The sequence below is a fragment of the Kribbella sp. NBC_00662 genome, assembly GCF_041430295.1.
In the GTDB taxonomy this organism is placed as follows: Bacteria; Actinomycetota; Actinomycetes; order Propionibacteriales; family Kribbellaceae; genus Kribbella.
The window spans coordinates 1,034,770-1,050,627 of record NZ_CP109029.1 but is presented as its reverse complement, the minus strand read 5'-3'; the positions used below and the strand labels follow the sequence as shown (position 1 = coordinate 1,050,627).

Here is a 15,858-nt window from a genome sequence, read left to right as displayed (position 1 = left end):
CCGGGCAACTTTAGAGCGGGCTGGAACAGCTCCGGCTCCAGCTTCTCGTTGCCATCGAGTAGAGCCGCCAGTTCATGGCCGAGCGGGTCTTCGGGCCGTAGATGCCGTCCACGACCAGGTGATGGTTGCGCTGGACCTGCTTGACCGCCGCGCGGGTGTTACTGCCGTAGATGCCGTCGACGGCGAGCTTGGTGCCGTAGCAGAAGTTCAGGTTGCGTTGGAGAACCTGGATGGCGGTGTCCGGCTCGCCGTACCGATTGGAGCCGCGGTAGGGGTCGTCGCCGTACATCAGGTTGCAGGTGGTGCTGGTGCTGGCGTAGATCGACGGCATCGGGATGCCCCAGCTGCGGTTGACCGGAACGAGCCGGGCCGACCGGCATTGCGGTAGGGCCGCGGCTGCCTTGAGCTCCGCGGCGGTGGCGTCGTGGGAGACGTCCTGGTCGGTCGAAGCCTTCGGTGCCGGAGGAGCGGCCGAGGGTGCGGCGGCGGCCGGTGACTCGTGCTTCGACGCGTTGGCGGCGACAGCTCCGACCGCGACCGCGGCGACGGCGGCCAGGAGCGCGATCGTCCGGCCGGACAGCTTCGGCAAAGCCATGACCACATTCTGTACCTCGACGGTCACCGGGATATACGTCTCAGGCTGAGAATCCTTTGGCACTCGAGTTGACCGAGTGCTAATCGCGGCCTAGATTCGGTGTTGGCACTCTCGATGCGAGGGTGCCAGCGGTCCGGCCCTTGACCCCCGCGACGGCAGGGGAGCGCGACCACCATGAACCGCAAACAGCAAATCGACCGTGGAGGTCAGCAAGTGTCGGTCACGATCAAGCCGCTCGAGGACCGCGTCCTCGTCGCGCCGCTCGAAGCCGAGCAGACCACGAAGTCCGGCCTGGTGATCCCGGACACCGCCAAGGAGAAGCCGCAGGAGGGCGAGATCCTCGCCGTCGGCCCGGGCCGGATCGACGACAACGGCAACCGCGTCCCGCTGGACGTCGCCGTCGGCGACAAGGTCATCTACTCCAAGTACGGCGGCACCGAGGTCAAGTACGACGGCCAGGACTACCTGATCCTGGGCGCCCGCGACATCCTCGCAGTCGTCAGCAAGTGACGACCGCTCGCTGTTCCTGACTGACACCGCCCTGGTGCCGTACTCCGGTGCCGGGGCGGAGTCGGTCAGCGGCCGGCGATGGTTCGAGCCTGCAACGATCTAGCGATTTCAGAGAGGGACTGGATTTTTCATGCCGAAGATCCTCGAGTTCGACGAGAACGCTCGGCGCGCGCTGGAGCGCGGCGTCGACAAGCTCGCGAACACGGTGAAGGTGACGCTGGGCCCGAAGGGCCGCTACGTCGTCCTGGACAAGAAGTGGGGCGCCCCGACCATCACCAACGACGGTGTCACCGTCGCCCGTGAGGTCGAGCTGGACGACCCGTTCGAGAACCTTGGTGCGCAGCTGACCAAGGAGGTCGCCACCAAGACCAACGACATCGCCGGTGACGGCACCACCACCGCGACGGTGCTGGCGCAGGCACTGGTGCACGAGGGCCTGCGGGCGGTCGCCGCCGGCGTCAACCCGATGGGCCTCAAGCGCGGTATCGAGGCGGCCGTCGAGGCCGTGTCGGCCAAGCTGATCGAGACCGCGCGGCCGGTCGACGACAAGGGCGACATGGCCCACGTCGCCACCATCTCCGCCCGCGACGCCGAGATCGGCGCGCTGATCGCGGACGCGTTCGACAAGGTCGGCAAGGACGGTGTGATCACCGTCGAGGAGTCGAACACCTTCGGGACCGAGCTCGAGTTCACCGAGGGCATGCAGTTCGACAAGGGCTACATCTCGCCGTACTTCATCACCGACGCCGAGGCCGGCGAAGCGGTGCTGGAGGACCCGTACATCCTGATCCACCAGGGCAAGATCTCCGCGATCGCGGACCTGCTGCCGCTGCTGGAGAAGGTCGTGCAGTCCGGCAAGACGCTGCTGATCATCGCCGAGGACGTCGAGGCCGAGGCCCTGTCCACCCTCGTGGTGAACAAGATCCGCGGCAACTTCACCTCGGTCGCCGTCAAGGCGCCGGGCTTCGGTGACCGCCGTAAGGCGATGCTGGAGGACCTGGCCGCGCTCACCGGCGCACAGGTCGTGGCCCCGGAGGTCGGCCTCAAGCTCGACCAGGTCGGTCTGGAGGTGCTCGGTACGGCGCGCCGCATCGTGGTCACCAAGGACAACACGACCGTCGTCGAGGGCGCCGGCAAGGCCGACGACATCGAGGGCCGGGTCAACCAGATCAAGTCCGAGATCGAGCGCACCGACTCCGACTGGGACCGCGAGAAGCTGCAGGAGCGGCTGGCCAAGCTGGCCGGCGGCGTCTGCGTGATCAAGGTCGGCGCGGCCACCGAGGTCGAGCTGAAGGAGAAGAAGCACCGGATCGAGGACGCGGTGTCCGCGACCCGGGCCGCGATCGAGGAGGGCATCGTCGCCGGTGGCGGCTCCGCTCTCGTGCACGCGGCCGCGGTGCTGGACGAGGGCCTCGGCCTGGAGGGCGACGAGCTCGCCGGCGTCCGGATCGTCCGCAAGGCGATCGTCGAGCCGCTGCGCTGGATCGCCGAGAACGGCGGCTACGAGGGCTACGTCGTGACCGCCAAGGTCGCCGACCTGGAGCTCGGTAGCGGCTTCAACGCGGCCACCGGCGAGTACGGCGACCTGCTGGCCCAGGGCGTGCTGGACCCGGTCAAGGTGACCCGGTCCGCGCTCGCCAACGCCGGCTCGATCGCCGCGCTGCTGCTGACCACCGAGACGCTGGTGGTCGACAAGCCCGAGGAAGAGGAGCCCGCGGCGGCCGGTCACGGCCACGGCCACGGTCACTGATTCCCGGTAATACCCAGCAGTACCCAGTAGCACCCAGCAGTACCCAGCACCGCCTGGCAGGTCATCTGCCGGGCGGTGCTTTCATGTGGCCTGTGTTGATACGGGAACGTCGTGACGAAGATCTGGCTGTCTGCGTGGAGCTGCTGCGGGAGGTGCACCAGCAAGCCGGATACCCGATCAACTGGCCGACCGATCCGGCCCGGTGGTTGTCACCGGACAGCGCCCTTGGTTACTGGGTGGCGGTGGTCGACGACCGCGTTGTCGGGCACGTGGTGCTGACAGCGGTGCGTGATCACGCCGAGGTGGAGCGGCTGTTCGTCGATCCGACGGCAACAGGCAAGGGGATCGGCCGCCAACTCCTCCAGCACTGTGTCACCACTGCGGCCGCCCTCAACCGCGAGCTCTCGCTCGAGGTGGTCGACAACCGCGGTCCCGCCGTACACCTCTATCGACGGGCAGGATGGCTGGAGACCGGTCGTACGCCGATCGACTGGGGTGGCGAGCATGCCTTCGAACTCATCCGCTTCACCGCGCCGTGAGAGGTTCTGACCATGGCTGGTGCACGGGAGCGGTATCGCGCTCAGGTGCGTGACGAGGTGAAACAGCACGCCTGGACGCAGATCGCCGAGGCTGGCGTCTCCGCCCTGTCCCTGAACGCGATCGCCAAGCAGATGGGCGTGAGCGGGCCCGCAGCGGTACCTGCTGATCTACGGGACTCCCGGTCATCACGCGGCCGACGACACCGTCATGACGGTGCTGATCGCGGCCGTCGGCGGATCGGACCGGGCAGTCTCGTTTTGGTCCCGGTTGCACGGTGTCGTGTCGCTCGAACTGACAGGGCATTTCGCCGGGATGGGCATGGATCCGGCCCGGCTGCTCGACAGCGAGATCAGTGAACTCGTGAGTAGTGACAGATCGTGATCAAGTGGCCGGTAGTGACCACGAATTGCCACTAGGCAAGAAGAGTTGAGCGCCGTACCATCTTTCAGGCTGACCGGTCTGAACACGAGGGGGCGAGGGGTGACCGAGGTCCGAGTACCTGACACCCACGACCGGGTCGAGCTTAGGGATCTTGCCGCGCTGGCCGGCGACGGGGACCGAACAGCTCTCAACGACCTGCTCACCAGAGTGCGCGCTGTGGCGCACCGATACGTACGGTCCCGTCTGTGGACCTATCCCGGCGGCGCCGACATGGTCGACGACGTCGCACAAGAGGTTTGTGTCGCAGTGTTCGGCGCGCTGGGCCGGTACCGCGACGAGGGGAGGCCTTTCGAGGCTTTCGTCTACGGCATCGCGGCCCGCAAGGTCGCCGATGCCCAGCGTGCGTTCGCGGTCGCCGACGTCTCGACGCCGGACCTGCCGGACGGCGCGGACGAGTCGCCGACGCCGGAGGAGCGTGCGGTTCGGCAGTCGGAGGTCCAGCACATCATGGGGCTGCTGGACAAGTTGCCGGAGAAGTTGCGGGAGATCCTGCGACTCCGGGTGGTAGCGGGGATGTCAGCCGAGGAGACCGGCCGGGCACTGGGGATGACACCGGGGGCGGTGAGGGTCGCACAGCATCGGGCGTTGAACACGCTCAGGGGGTTTGTGGGGCATGAAGCACAGCTGGAACGAGGAAGAGCAGGGGAGGGGCATCATGGCTGACCGTTTCGACCTGGACGCGATCGAGGCCGATGACGCGCTGCTCGATCTGCTCGCCGCCGGTGGGGAGTCCGCCCGCTCGGCGGGCGAGCACGACGCGGCCGTTCAGCTGCTGGCCGAGCTACGGCTGGCGGTTGAGGTCGAGGACGAGCTCCCGGTGGAGACCATCGACGATCCGGAGAGCTTCCTGGCGCGTTGCGCCGCGCTCAACCCGATCACCGACCCGTTCGCCCGCAAGATGGCGACCCGTGGTCTGGCGCTCGGGGTGGCGGCCGTGGCCGCGTTGTCGGTCTCCGGGGTGGCCGCCGCGGTCAACGGCGACCCGCTGTCGCCGTACGAGAAGGTCATCGAGAAGATGGTCGACGCGGTCCGCCCGCAGACCAGCTTCCCGAAGGAAGACCTCGACGGTCTGCCGGTGATGGACAAGACCAAGATCGTCAAGGTCGGCAAGGACTACAAGAAGCAGCAGGTCCAGGCCGAGCACGCGGCCCAGCAAGCCGGCAAGGACGACTCGCTGATCGCCGTCGACCCGAACTCGATCGAGGTCAAGACGACACCGCCGGTCGTGGTGGTGGAGAAGCCGACGGCGACCCTGGACAGGCCGACGATTCCGACGCCGACGGGCATCAAGACGGACGACCCGGACAACGTCAACGTCGACAAGCCGACCGACACCAAGACCGACCCGCCGACCGACACGACCGGTGGCGGCGACACCGACGGTACGACGACCACGCCGACGCCGCCTCCGTCCACGCCGACCGAGACGCCGCCTCCGGCGACGCCGACCGACCCGCCGTCCACGCCGACCAGCACCGACACGACCACGCCGCCGGCGAACGTCGACACGGGTACGGGCGACAACACGGCGTCCGGCGACCCGACGGGTACGCCGACCAGCACGCCGACCGGCGACACCGGCCAGACCGACGGCACCGACGGGACCGGTTCGAGCGACACCAGTGGCTCGGACACGACCACGCCGGGTGACGAGCAGAAGCCGAGCGACCCGGTCACCCAGGTTCCGGACCAGACGGACCCGGCGAGCATCGTCGGCGACATCCTGAGCCCGGTCCTGCCGACGCCCACGGGTGAGCCGATCACGATCGAGAGCGCGAAGCTGTTCTTCAGCGAGTCGCAGGCGGGCAAGCCGCCGACGGCGAAGAAGGCGACCGCGAAGAAGCCGGCGTCGGCCAAGAAGGCCGGGACCGGCAAGCACTCGAGCGGGAAGGTCACCACGGGCTCGGTCCGCAAGGCCTACCCGAAGGGCAAGCACTCGACCGGTGAGTACGCCGAGGGCAAGCACGCGGCGATCGAGCGCACCCACGGCTCCACCGCCGACGCGAGTGTCCTGGCGATCCTGAACGTCGTCAACGCGCCGGTCAACAAGTAACCGACCACCCGCTCCGCCCGCCGCGCACCTGCGGCGGGCGGAGTGCTGTGGACGGCCGATTCGGGGCTGGGTGGGCGCGCGGATACGATGGGGTTCCGTACTCGCCGTGTAAAGGTGCTTGTTTTACCCATGGACATCACACCCGCTGGAGTTCCCGACAAGTTCGCAGTCCTCGGCCTGACCTTCGACGACGTGCTGCTGCAGCCGAACGAGTCCGACGTCATCCCCTCCGAGGCGAGCACCCGGTCCCGGGTCAGCCGCAACGTCTGGGTGAACATCCCGCTGCTGTCCAGCGCGATGGACACCGTCACCGAGGCCCGAATGGCGATCGCGATGGCGCGCCAGGGCGGTCTCGGCGTGCTCCACCGCAATCTCTCGATCGAGGACCAGTCCCAGCAGGTCGACCTGGTCAAGCGCTCCGAGTCCGGCATGATCGCCCAGCCGATCACGATCGGGCCGGACGCCAGCATCGGCGAGGCCGACGCGCTCTGCGGGCAGTACCGGATCTCCGGTGTCCCCGTGGTGGACGACGCCGGCGTGCTGGTCGGCATCGTGACCAACCGCGACATGCGCTTCGAGAACGATCTGTCCCGCCCGGTGCGCGAGGTGATGACCAAGCAGCCGCTGATCACCGGCAAGCAGGGCATCTCGGCCGACGACGCGATGGCGCTGCTGAGCAAGCACAAGGTCGAGAAGCTGCCGCTGGTCGACGACGCCGGCAAGCTGACCGGCCTGATCACGCTCAAGGACTTCGTCAAGCGCGACAAGTTCCCGCTGTCCACCAAGGATGCGAGCGGCCGGCTGATGGTCGGCGCCGCGATCGGCTTCTTCGGTGAGGCATACAAGCGCGCCATGTCGCTGGTCGAGGCTGGCGTCGACGTGCTGGTCGTCGACACCGCGCACGGTCACTCCCAGGCGCAGCTCGAGATCATCCGCAAGCTGAAGGCCGACCCGGCGACCCGCGGCGTGGACATCGTCGGCGGCAACGTCGGCACCCGTGCGGGCGCCCAGGCGCTGGTCGAGGCCGGTGCGGACGGCGTCAAGGTCGGCGTCGGTCCGGGCTCGATCTGTACGACGCGGGTCGTGTCCGGCGTCGGCGTACCGCAGGTGACCGCGATCTACGAGGCCTCGCTGGCCTGCAAGCCGGCCGGGGTCCCGGTCATCGGCGACGGCGGCCTGCAGTACTCCGGGGACATCGCCAAGGCGCTCGTCGCCGGTGCGGACACGGTCATGCTGGGCTCGCTGCTGGCCGGCTGCGAGGAGTCGCCCGGTGACCTGGTGTTCATCAACGGCAAGCAGTTCAAGGCGTACCGCGGGATGGGTTCGCTCGGCGCGATGCAGTCCGGCGGGCTGCGCAAGTCGTACTCGAAGGACCGGTACTTCCAGCACGACGGCGGTTCCGACGAGAAGCTGATCGCCGAGGGCGTCGAGGGCCAGGTTCCGTATCGGGGCCCGCTGTCCGCGGTCGCGCACCAGCTGATCGGCGGCCTGCGGCAGTCGATGTGGTACACCGGCGCCCGCACCGTCCCGGAGCTCCAGGACAAGGGCCGCTTCGTCCGGATCACCTCCGCCGGCCTCCAGGAGTCCCACCCGCACGACATCCAGATGACGGTCGAGGCGCCGAACTACTCCGGCCGCTGACCCCGCCTGCAACCCGTTAGGAACACCAGATGACCGAGATCGAGATCGGCCGTGCCAAGCGTGGGCGGCAGGCGTACGCGTTCGACGACATCGCGATCGTGCCGTCGCGGCGGACGCGTGACCCCGAGGAGGTCTCGGTCGCCTGGCAGATCGACGCGTACCGGTTCGAGCTGCCGATCCTGGCCGCGCCGATGGACTCGGTGATGTCGCCGGCCACCGCGATCGCGATCGGCAAGGCCGGCGGTCTCGGCGTACTGAACCTCGAAGGCCTCTGGACGCGGTACGAGGACCCGACCAGCCTGCTCGAGGAGATCACCAGCCTCGAACAGAAGCAGGCCACGCACCGGCTGCAGGAGATCTACGCGGCACCGATCAAGCCCGAGCTGATCTCCCAGCGGGTGCAGGAGATCCGCGACTCCGGCGTGACCGTGGCCGGGGCGCTGTCGCCGCAGCGGACCAAGCAGTTCGCCAAGCACGTCGTGGACGCGGGCGTCGACCTGTTCGTCATCCGCGGTACGACGGTGTCGGCCGAGCACGTCTCCGGGCAGGCCGAGCCGCTCAACCTCAAGCAGTTCATCTACGACCTCGACGTACCGGTGATCGTCGGCGGGTGCGCGACGCATCAGGCGGCGCTGCACCTGATGCGGACCGGTGCGGCCGGCGTGCTCGTCGGCTTCGGCGGTGGCGCGGCGCACACGACGCGGAAGGTGCTCGGCGTCGCGGTGCCGATGGCGTCGGCGGTCGCCGACGTGGCGGCGGCGCGGCGGGACTACATGGACGAGTCCGGCGGTCGGTATGTGCACGTGATCGCGGACGGCTCGGTCGGGCGGTCCGGCGATGTGGCGAAGGCGGTCGCCTGCGGCGCGGACGCGGTGATGGTCGGTTCACCGCTGGCGCGGGCGAGCGACGCCCCGGGCGGTGGGTACCACTGGGGCGCCGAGGCCTGGCACCAGGACCTGCCCCGCGGCGAGCGGGTCGAGGTCGGCGTCACCGGCACGATGGAGCAGATCCTGTTCGGCCCGTCCTGGGTCCCGGACGGCACGATGAACCTGGTCGGCGCGCTCAAGCGCGCGATGGCGACCACCGGCTACACGGAGCTCAAGGAGTTCCAGCGGGTCGAGGTCGTCGTCGGTTGAGCAGGTATTGAATGCCGCGACTCCGTCGCGGCGGGTCATCGGGCTGTGACTCCCGGTCTTCCCTCGTCGCTCCGGTCGCTTCGCTCCCTCCACTCCTCAGTCCAGACCGGGAGGCCCGATGACCGGCGTACTCCTCCTGCACGGCTCGAGTGGTGCGCCGGACGTCCAGCGCGCCCGGTTGCTCGAGGCAGAGGGGTACGACGTACTCGCGCCGCGGTGGACTGTCACGCATGAGGTGCCGCTGGAGTCGTTCCCCCTGGACGAACTGGCGGCACGCAACGACCGACTGGTCGTGATGGGCAGTTCCTGGGGTGCTGAGGCTTCTCTGCTGCTCGGTGCGCTCGACGAGCGGGTCGACGCGGTGGTCGCGTTCGCTCCGAGCGCCTACGTCTGGGGCCGGGTGCTGGAGGACGGGAGCCAGCGGTCCGCGTGGACGTGGCAGGGCGAGCCGCTGCCGTTTGTACCGTTCGACAAGGCTTGGAAGGCGGAGGACGATCCGCCGAGCTATACCGGCCTGTACCGCCAAAGTGTGCAGGTGTTCGGCGACGCCGAGCAGGCGCTGATCCCGGTCGAGCGGATCCGCGAAGTCCTGCTGATCGCCGGTGGGGACGACAAGGTGTGGCCGTCGGTGGAGTTCGCCGACGAGATCGCCCGGCGGCGCGGCGAACGCCGGACCCGGATCGTGGTCGGGCCGGAGGCGGGACATCGGCCGGTGCTGCCGGGGGAGGAGCCGAAGTCGGCCGGTCAGCGGATGGCGCGTGGCGGCACCGACGAGGCCGACCGCGAGCTCGGTGCGCGCGCCTGGGACGAGATCCGCAATCTGCTCGCAGGCTGAGCGAAATGCTACGAGTCCCCACAGCTTGAAGGCTTCTGGAAGGATTGCCGCATGGGACTTTTCAGCCGACGGAGCAGCCAGGACACGGACAATGTTGCCCTCGCCGCAGCGCGGGGCCAACTGTCTCCCGATGACGTGGACCAGGTGCGGTTCCTGATCACCACGAAGAAGGTGGTGTTCGCGGTCAAGCTGATCCGCGACCGCACCGGACTCGACCTGAAGCAGTCCAGGGAACTGGTCGACGACATCCGCCTCGGCCGCTACGTGCCTCCGACCACCGGTACGCCGCTCGTCCGCCGCCCCGGCACCAACCTGGCCGAACGCACCCGCGCCCTCAAGGCCGCCGGCGAACTTCACCAGGCCACCGCCCTGGTCGTCTCCGAGACCGGCATGACCGAAACCGAAGCCGGCCTCTTCGTCGGCGCCCTCCGCGCCGAAGCCCAGGACCTTTAGCCCTTCACGTACGACAGCTTCTCGGCGATCTTCCCGTCGCGCAGCCGCAGTACGTCGACGCCGCGGACGTGCCCGCGATCGCCGGAAGCCTCACGCCACGAGTACCGCCAGCGCACGACCGCGCGCTCACCGAGCAGCACCGTCTCCTCGGTCTCGAAGTGCGGGTCGTCGGTGTCCGCGAACAGCCGCGCCCACTCCGCCCGTACTGCGTCCGCGCCCTCCAGACGGGTGCCGTCCGGGGACGGCGAGGTGGACTCGAACACGATGTCGTCGGTGACCAGCGACATCACCGTGTCCAGATCCGCGGCGTCGAACGCGCTTCCGAACCGATCGAGCACGCCGAGCGCCGGGCTCCAGTGCGGGTCGCGACCGAAGGCGGCGAGCAGTTGGTCGGCCGGTGCGGTGAAGCCTTCGAGGTGCGGGCCGATCATGCCGACCGAGCGGTACATGTCCTCGCGTTCTGCGAACCAGGAGCCGACGTCGGCGACCAGGTCGGCGTTCAGACGCGGTTGCGCGCCGATCGCGACGGCCAGGTCCCAGCCGTGGACCAGGTGGTCGGCCGCGAGTTGGCGCAGGTACTCGTGCGGGTCCTCGTCGCCGTACGACAGGTGCACCTTGTCGATCGATCGGCCGGCCGCGGCGGTCGCCTCGCCGGCGGCGTCCGACGCAGTACGTGCCGGATCCTCACCGAGCAGATCGCCGTCGAGCGTGTCGCCGACCTCCGCGATCGTCTTGCCCGCCATCAGCGGCACGGTCCAGCGTTCCTCGCCGACCACGTGGTTCACCAGCGCCCGGACGTCCCAGTCCGAGCACGGCGTCGAGTCCGTCCACTGGTTGTCCGCGACCTCTGCGACCAGCTCAGCGAAGTTCGTGACAGTGCGGTTGTGCAGCTCTACGACATCCATCGCCCGCACCCCCTCCCAGCGTCAGCGTCCGCCCGGCCGGGCCGGACGTCAACCGCCGAGCTGGAGTTGCTGTGCGGCCTCGTGGGCGTGGTGGGACGCGGTCAGGTCACCGGCGGCGGCGAGCAGGTCGCCGTGATGCCGGTAGCAGGAGCCGGCCAGGTCCTTCATCGTCTCGTTGTCGTCGGTGAACGGGATCAGCGCCGTGGCGACCTCCGCGCACCAGCCGCCCAGGTCGAGCGCCATCTCGGTCCGGCCGGCCTGGTAGTACGCCTCGGAGATGTCCAGCAGGAGCTGGGCCCAGATCGGTACGTACGTGCTGGTCTCGTACCGCATCCGGTGGGACTCGCGCTCCGACGAGATCGCGAACAGGTAGTGCGCCTCCAGCCCCAGCGTCAGCCCGGCGTCCGCGTCCTGCATCAGCAGCGGACGCACCAGCTCAGCCAGCTCGGTCGCCCGTACGGCGGCCGACTCCGGGTCCGTCCGGCCGGACACCGTTGCCAGCGTCATCCCCGGCGCGGGCTCGCTCAACGCCAGCAACCGGTGGTACTGCTCGAACGGCCCCAGCTTGATCTCCGCGTTCTCCAGCGCGGCCACCAGCGTCAACGGCAGCCCGCGGTCCAGCTCTTCGACCACCCGGACAGCCGTTTCGCCGTCCGTGTCGTACGCCGTCCGCAGGCATGCCTCGCCCTCGAGCCGACCGACTATGCCGAGGTGCTTGCCCTTGCGGACAAGTGCGGCGACGAGCGTGCGCATGTCGGTCGTCGAGTCCGAGTCGGCGAGCGTGTCGGCTGTCGTCAGGCCGATCTCGTCCGCCTCGAGGGCAAGATCCAGCCGGCCCTCGGCTGCGTGTACGTCGGCCGACACGGCGGTCGCCGTGCAGAGGTAGCGCGCGTACGACAGTGACTGAGGGCTCTCGTTGATCTGGTCCGCGAGTTGCAGGAACAGCTGGGTCGCCGCGTCCGCGGACGCGACCGCCAGCGCGGGGTCGCCGTACCGGCGCAGGATCAGGGCGTTCATCGCGAGCACCCGCGCGAAGTCCGGCTGATGCTTCAGCCCGTCCGCGCCGCCGACCAGCTGGCCGTACGCGATCACCGCGCCGTCCATCTCCAGTACTGCGGTGGCGCCGTGACCGCGGTGCGCCTGCGTCATCGCGCGCCGGGCGCGGATGTCGGCCAGGAAGCTGGTGGCGTCCAAGACGCCGGCATCCTGCAGCTCGGTGTAGCCGAGCTGGGCCTCGTGCAGCGCGGCCAGCGCCTCCTCGTGCCGGCCCGACGCGTTCAGTGAGCCGGCCAGCTCGTATTGGGTCGCGGCCATCAGATGCTTGGCCTCGTAGTGGTTCGGCGACCCTTCGGCCCGCTCCCTGGCCAGCTCGATGACCCGCTGCTGGTACGGCCCGGCTTCGTCGGCCCGGCCTTCCTCGATCAGCACCTGGGCTGTCTGCAGCGCTTCGCCGAGCTCGTCCTCAGGGGGCGTCCAGAGCCCCCCGCTGTCCACCATCTTGACGTTCCCACCCCTTCGCCGGTCTCAGCCGCTCAGCTTAACGGCGATCTGATACTGACACTGCCGATTACCGGCAGGTAGCCTGGGGAGATGAGCGAGCAGACGTCGATTCCCGCGGATCCTGAGCTCGATCCGACCGCGTCGTACGCGACTGATCAGTCGGTCATCCGCCGGTTGTCGGGGCTGCTGCGGGCGACGGCAGGCACCAGGACGTCGTACGCGCCGGCCACCGGGCAGCCGATCGCGGATCTGCCGGTCTCCAGCGAGGACGACGTGATCGCGGCGGTCCGGCTGGCCCGGAAGACGCAGCAGAGCTGGCGGCGGGTGCCGCTCGCCGAGCGCGCCGCGATCCTGCTGCGGTACCACGACCTGGTCCTCGACCACCGGCACGAGCTGGTCGACCTGATCATCCGCGAGTCCGGCAAGGCGCGGAAGCAGGCGTTCGAGGAGCTCGCCCACGTCGCGCTGACGGCCCGGTACTATGGCCGCAAGGCGCAGGAACTGCTCGAGCCGCAGCGCAAGCTCGGCATCTTCCCGGTGCTGACCCGGGCCGAGGAGCGGTTCGTGCCGAAGGGTGTCGTCGGCATCATCTCGCCGTGGAACTACCCGCTGACGATGGCGATCAGCGACGGGCTGCCCGCGATCCTGGCCGGCAACACGGTCGTACACAAGCCGGACAGCCAGACCCCGCTGACCGCGCTCCGCGGGATCGAGCTGCTCTACGAGGCCGGCCTGCCGCGGGACGCCTGGCTCGCGGTGAACGGCGACGGCCCGACTGTCGGCGGCGCCCTGATCCAGAACGCGGACTACATCTGCTTCACCGGCTCGACCAGGACCGGGCGGCTGGTCGCCAAGCAGTGCGGTGAGCGGCTGATCGGCTGCAGCCTCGAACTCGGCGGCAAGAACCCGATGCTCGTACTGCGTGACGCCGACATCCACCGTGCCGCGGAAGGCGCCGTACGGGCCTGCTTCGCGAACGCTGGCCAGCTCTGCGTCTCGATGGAGCGGCTGTACGTCGCCGACCAGGTGTACGACGCCTTCGTCACGGCGTTCGTCGACCGGGTGAAGAAGCTCCGCCTCTCGGCCGGCACCGGCTGGGACGTCGACATGGGCTCGCTGATCTCGAAGGCACAACTGGAGACCGTCACGCGGCACGTCGAGGACGCCCGTGCCCAAGGCGCCACGGTGCTGGCCGGTGGGAAGCCGCGACCGGATATCGGGCCGCTCTTCTACGAGCCGACCGTGCTGTCCGGCGTCACGCCCGCGATGGAATGCTTCGACAACGAGACCTTCGGGCCGGTCGTCTCGATCTACCGGTTCTCCGACGAGTCCGAGGCGATCCAGCGGGCCAACGAGGGCGAGTACGGCCTGAACGCGAGCGTCTGGACCCGCGACGGCCGCCGTGGTCGCGCGGTCGCCGCGCAGCTGATGGCCGGCACGGTGAACGTCAACGAGGGGTACGGCGCGACGTTCGGCTCGATCGACACCCCGATGGGCGGCATGCGGTCGTCCGGCCTCGGCCGCCGCCAGGGCGTCGAAGGCATCCGCCGGTACGTCGAACCGCAGGCGATCGCCACCCAGCGACTGATCCCGATCGCGGCCTCCCACGGCCTGTCCGACGAGAAGTTCGCCGAGCTGATGACCGGCGCCCTCCGGGTCCTGAAGAAGATCGGCCGCCCGTGACTGTGCACATGCCACGACTCCGTCGCGGCGGGTCATGGGGCTGTAGCTCCCGGCCTTCCCTCGTCGCTCCAGGCCGGGAGGCCCCATGACCGTCGACTACGACGTCGTCATCGTCGGGTCGGGCTTCGGTGGGTCCGTGTCGGCCTTGCGGTTGACCGAGAAGGGCTACCGGGTCGCGGTACTCGAAGCCGGTGCGCGGTTCGAGGACACTGCGTTCGCGAAGAACTCGTGGGACACCAAGCGGTTTCTGTTCGCGCCGAAGCTCGGGATGTACGGCATCCAGCGGATCAGCGCGCTGCGCGACGTGATCATCCTGTCCGGCGCCGGTGTCGGCGGCGGCAGCCTCGTCTACGCGAACACGCTGTACGAACCGCTGCCCGCCTTCTACGCCGATCGCCAGTGGGCGCACATCACCGACTGGAAGTCCGAGCTCGCGCCGTACTACGACCAGGCGAAGCGGATGCTCGGCGTCACGACCTACCCGGGCTTCACCCCGGCGGACAAGGTGATGAAGCAGGTCGCCGACGACCTGGGCGTGGGGGACACGTTCCACCCGACGCCGGTCGGCGTCTTCTTCGGCGAGGCCGGTGTCGAGGTCGACGATCCGTACTTCGGCGGCGCCGGCCCGCGTCGCACCGGCTGCATCGACTGCGGCGAGTGCATGACCGGGTGCCGGCACAACGCGAAGAACACGCTGACGAAGAACTACCTGTACCTGGCCGAGAAGTCCGGCGCCGAGGTCTATTCGCTCACCACCGTGACCTCGGTCGAGCCGCTGCCCAACGGCGGGTACGCCGTGGACACCCGCCGTACCTCGAACAAGAAGCTCACCCGGCGCTTCACCGCACAGCAAGTGATCTTCGCGGCCTCCGCGTTGGGTACGGCGAAGCTGCTGCACAGGCTCCGCGACGAGGGAAAGCTGCCCCGGCTGTCCGACCGGCTCGGCGTGCTGACCCGGACCAACTCGGAGTCGCTGCTCGGCGCGATCTCGAAGGACCGCGACGTCGACTACAGCCGCGGGGTCGCGATCACGTCCTCGTTCCACCCGGACGACATCACCCACATCGAGCCGGTCCGGTACGGCAAGGGCAGCAATGTGATGTCGCTGCTGCAGACCGTGCTGACCGACGGCGACGGGGACAAGCCGCGCTGGCGGACCTGGCTGCGGGAGCTCGGCGTCCAGCGGAAGAACATCCGCAAGCTGTACGACCTGAAGCACTGGTCCGAGCGGACCGTGATCGCGCTGGTGATGCAGACCGCGGACAACTCGATCACGACGTACGGCAAGCGGGACCGGCTCGGCCGCTGGCGGCTGACCTCGAAGCAGGGCCACGGCGCCCCGAACCCGTCCTGGATCCCGGTCGCGAACCAGGTGGTCCGGCGGATGGCGAAGCTGATGAACGGTACGCCGGGCGGCACGATCGGGGAGCCGTTCAACGTGCCGATGACCGCGCACTTCATCGGCGGCTGCGCGATCGGCGACTCGGCCGCGACCGGCGTGGTCGACCCCTATCACCGGGTCTACGGGTACGACGGGCTGCACATCGTCGACGGCTCGACGATCTCCGCGAACCTCGGGGTCAACCCGTCGCTGACGATCACCGCCCAGGCCGAGCGCGCGCTGTCGTTCTGGCCGAACAAGGGCGGCGACGACCCGCGGCCGGCGGTCGGCTCGGCGTACCAGCGGGTGCAACCGGTGAAGCCGTCGAACCCGGTCGTCCCGGACGACGCACCCGGCGCGTTGCGGCTCCCGATCTTCCCGAAACAGTCCGTGACGGAGCCGTAACAAAACCGCGAGGAATACCTCAAAGGCAAA

At 69.0% G+C, this 15,858-nt stretch carries 15 protein-coding genes; 12 read left to right on the top strand and 3 right to left on the bottom strand.

Features of this window, described 5'->3' with window-relative positions:
* Positions 1 to 10: 10 nt before the first annotated feature.
* Positions 11 to 595, bottom strand: coding sequence for a peptidoglycan-binding protein (locus tag OHA10_RS05330; protein WP_371405069.1), 585 nt, complete (start codon positions 593 to 595; stop codon positions 11 to 13).
* Positions 596 to 808: 213 nt separating this feature from the next.
* On the opposite strand from OHA10_RS05330, the gene groES reads away from it, so the two are divergent.
* From groES to OHA10_RS05280, 10 genes are all read left to right on the top strand, one after another.
* The gene (gene groES, locus OHA10_RS05325; RefSeq protein ID WP_130384566.1) at positions 809 to 1,105 is read left to right on the top strand and encodes a co-chaperone GroES; all 297 of its coding nucleotides are present in this window, start codon (positions 809 to 811) and stop codon (positions 1,103 to 1,105) included.
* Between the two features lie 130 nt (positions 1,106 to 1,235).
* On the top strand, positions 1,236 to 2,855 hold the full coding sequence (groL, locus tag OHA10_RS05320) for a chaperonin GroEL (protein WP_371405068.1): 1,620 nt from the start codon (positions 1,236 to 1,238) through the stop codon (positions 2,853 to 2,855).
* Between the two features lie 83 nt (positions 2,856 to 2,938).
* Positions 2,939 to 3,394, top strand: a complete 456-nt coding sequence (locus OHA10_RS05315; RefSeq protein WP_371405067.1) for an N-acetyltransferase family protein — start codon at positions 2,939 to 2,941, stop codon at positions 3,392 to 3,394.
* A gap of 208 nt (positions 3,395 to 3,602) precedes the next feature.
* A complete protein-coding gene (locus tag OHA10_RS05310; RefSeq protein WP_371405066.1) occupies positions 3,603 to 3,776 on the top strand; it encodes a TetR-like C-terminal domain-containing protein in 174 nt (57 codons plus the stop codon).
* Positions 3,777 to 3,875: 99 nt separating this feature from the next.
* Positions 3,876 to 4,499 (top strand): RNA polymerase sigma factor ShbA, encoded by a 624-nt coding sequence (shbA, locus tag OHA10_RS05305; protein WP_327637793.1) that lies wholly within the window; start codon positions 3,876 to 3,878, stop codon positions 4,497 to 4,499.
* Positions 4,492 to 5,889: a hypothetical protein gene (locus OHA10_RS05300; protein ID WP_371405065.1), complete on the top strand. Its 1,398-nt coding sequence runs from the start codon at positions 4,492 to 4,494 to the stop codon at positions 5,887 to 5,889. Before shbA ends, OHA10_RS05300 begins: the two co-directional genes overlap by 8 nt.
* 129 nt (positions 5,890 to 6,018) lie before the next feature.
* A complete protein-coding gene (gene guaB, locus OHA10_RS05295) occupies positions 6,019 to 7,530 on the top strand; it encodes an IMP dehydrogenase (protein WP_371405064.1) in 1,512 nt (503 codons plus the stop codon).
* A 29-nt stretch (positions 7,531 to 7,559) separates the two neighbouring features.
* Complete coding sequence (locus OHA10_RS05290) at positions 7,560 to 8,666, top strand: GuaB3 family IMP dehydrogenase-related protein (protein WP_371405063.1); 1,107 nt, start codon at positions 7,560 to 7,562, stop codon at positions 8,664 to 8,666.
* 118 nt (positions 8,667 to 8,784) lie between these two features.
* The gene (locus OHA10_RS05285) at positions 8,785 to 9,501 is read left to right on the top strand and encodes an alpha/beta fold hydrolase (protein ID WP_371405062.1); all 717 of its coding nucleotides are present in this window, start codon (positions 8,785 to 8,787) and stop codon (positions 9,499 to 9,501) included.
* 51 nt (positions 9,502 to 9,552) lie between these two features.
* Complete coding sequence (locus tag OHA10_RS05280; RefSeq protein ID WP_371405061.1) at positions 9,553 to 9,954, top strand: hypothetical protein; 402 nt, start codon at positions 9,553 to 9,555, stop codon at positions 9,952 to 9,954.
* On the opposite strand, the gene OHA10_RS05275 is transcribed toward OHA10_RS05280, so the two are convergent.
* Both OHA10_RS05275 and OHA10_RS05270 read right to left on the bottom strand, forming a co-directional pair.
* Complete coding sequence (locus OHA10_RS05275; RefSeq protein WP_371405060.1) at positions 9,951 to 10,859, bottom strand: TIGR03086 family metal-binding protein; 909 nt, start codon at positions 10,857 to 10,859, stop codon at positions 9,951 to 9,953. The two genes, OHA10_RS05280 and OHA10_RS05275, sit on opposite strands and share 4 nt — an antisense overlap.
* A 48-nt stretch (positions 10,860 to 10,907) precedes the next feature.
* The gene (locus OHA10_RS05270; RefSeq protein WP_371405059.1) at positions 10,908 to 12,356 is read right to left on the bottom strand and encodes a hypothetical protein; all 1,449 of its coding nucleotides are present in this window, start codon (positions 12,354 to 12,356) and stop codon (positions 10,908 to 10,910) included.
* 93 nt (positions 12,357 to 12,449) lie between these two features.
* Between OHA10_RS05270 and OHA10_RS05265 the strand changes: the two genes are divergently transcribed.
* Complete coding sequence (locus tag OHA10_RS05265) at positions 12,450 to 14,042, top strand: succinic semialdehyde dehydrogenase (RefSeq protein WP_371405058.1); 1,593 nt, start codon at positions 12,450 to 12,452, stop codon at positions 14,040 to 14,042.
* 85 nt (positions 14,043 to 14,127) lie between these two features.
* Positions 14,128 to 15,828 (top strand): GMC oxidoreductase, encoded by a 1,701-nt coding sequence (locus tag OHA10_RS05260; RefSeq protein WP_371405057.1) that lies wholly within the window; start codon positions 14,128 to 14,130, stop codon positions 15,826 to 15,828.
* The last annotated feature ends 30 nt before the right edge of the window (positions 15,829 to 15,858 follow it).

What these genes read in the sequence shown, in the direction of transcription:
- OHA10_RS05275 (WP_371405060.1), bottom strand. Translation starts at nt 10,859, where the DNA reads ATGGATGTCGTAGAGCTGCACAACCGCACTGTCACGAACTTCGCTGAG.
- OHA10_RS05290 (WP_371405063.1), top strand. Translation starts at nt 7,560, where the DNA reads ATGACCGAGATCGAGATCGGCCGTGCCAAGCGTGGGCGGCAGGCGTAC.
- OHA10_RS05315 (WP_371405067.1), top strand. Translation starts at nt 2,939, where the DNA reads ATGTGGCCTGTGTTGATACGGGAACGTCGTGACGAAGATCTGGCTGTC.
- OHA10_RS05260 (WP_371405057.1), top strand. Translation starts at nt 14,128, where the DNA reads ATGACCGTCGACTACGACGTCGTCATCGTCGGGTCGGGCTTCGGTGGG.
- groL (WP_371405068.1), top strand. Translation starts at nt 1,236, where the DNA reads ATGCCGAAGATCCTCGAGTTCGACGAGAACGCTCGGCGCGCGCTGGAG.
- OHA10_RS05280 (WP_371405061.1), top strand. Translation starts at nt 9,553, where the DNA reads ATGGGACTTTTCAGCCGACGGAGCAGCCAGGACACGGACAATGTTGCC.
- OHA10_RS05330 (WP_371405069.1), bottom strand. Translation starts at nt 595, where the DNA reads ATGGCTTTGCCGAAGCTGTCCGGCCGGACGATCGCGCTCCTGGCCGCC.
- OHA10_RS05265 (WP_371405058.1), top strand. Translation starts at nt 12,450, where the DNA reads ATGAGCGAGCAGACGTCGATTCCCGCGGATCCTGAGCTCGATCCGACC.
- OHA10_RS05285 (WP_371405062.1), top strand. Translation starts at nt 8,785, where the DNA reads ATGACCGGCGTACTCCTCCTGCACGGCTCGAGTGGTGCGCCGGACGTC.
- OHA10_RS05310 (WP_371405066.1), top strand. Translation starts at nt 3,603, where the DNA reads ATGACGGTGCTGATCGCGGCCGTCGGCGGATCGGACCGGGCAGTCTCG.
- guaB (WP_371405064.1), top strand. Translation starts at nt 6,019, where the DNA reads ATGGACATCACACCCGCTGGAGTTCCCGACAAGTTCGCAGTCCTCGGC.
- OHA10_RS05270 (WP_371405059.1), bottom strand. Translation starts at nt 12,356, where the DNA reads ATGGTGGACAGCGGGGGGCTCTGGACGCCCCCTGAGGACGAGCTCGGC.
- OHA10_RS05300 (WP_371405065.1), top strand. Translation starts at nt 4,492, where the DNA reads ATGGCTGACCGTTTCGACCTGGACGCGATCGAGGCCGATGACGCGCTG.